This window comes from Paludibaculum fermentans (assembly GCF_051172195.1).
Taxonomy (GTDB): Bacteria; Acidobacteriota; Terriglobia; order Bryobacterales; family Bryobacteraceae; genus Paludibaculum; species Paludibaculum fermentans_A.
In genome coordinates this window covers 1-569 of sequence record NZ_JBPJAQ010000022.1, presented here as the reverse complement: position 1 = coordinate 569, position 569 = coordinate 1, and the positions used below count along the sequence as shown (strand labels likewise).

Below are 569 nucleotides of genomic sequence, written 5' to 3'. Positions count from 1 at the left end.
TCGCCGGGCTTCCTCTTCCAGTTCCTTCTTCGCAGCGCGAATCCGAGCCAACTGCTGTTGCGCTGTTGCCAGTTCCTCCGGCAACTCATCGCCTCGCCGGCCCGGCCCAAACTCGCGGTCTTCCTGTTCGTCCTTCGCCTGTGCCTCTTTGAGGAGCCGGTCCACAGTCTCCAGCCACTGCTGCTCACGCTCGCTCAGTTTCGCGTAACTGTGCGACTTCCGTTGGCTCGCGTTAGCCGCGACCTTGCTGCCATCAATGGCGATCTGGCCCAGTTGCACCATCCCTGCTTTCCGGCAGAGAGCGAGAACCTGCAGAAACAATTTCGCGAGTTCCTGTAGGTGGACCTGCCGAAACGTGGAGATAGTGTCGTGATCTGGATGCTGGTCAGCGGCGAGGTAGCGGAAGGGCACCTCGTCAAAGGTGGCGCGTTCCAACTGACGAGAGCTTCGCTTGCCTACGGCATAGCCGTAGACCAGGAGTCGAACCAACAGAACCGGATGATAGGCGGCCTTGCCGCGGCCATCCTTGCGGGCATGGGTGTCGAGGATGGGGCTCAGATCCAGGGCAT

At 61.0% G+C, this 569-nt stretch carries 1 protein-coding gene; it reads right to left on the bottom strand.

What is annotated here, in order from left to right; all coding sequences use genetic code 11:
* A partial coding sequence (locus tag ACR9Y2_RS40295; RefSeq protein WP_435047589.1) for a transposase occupies positions 1 to 569 on the bottom strand: 569 nt, incomplete at both ends.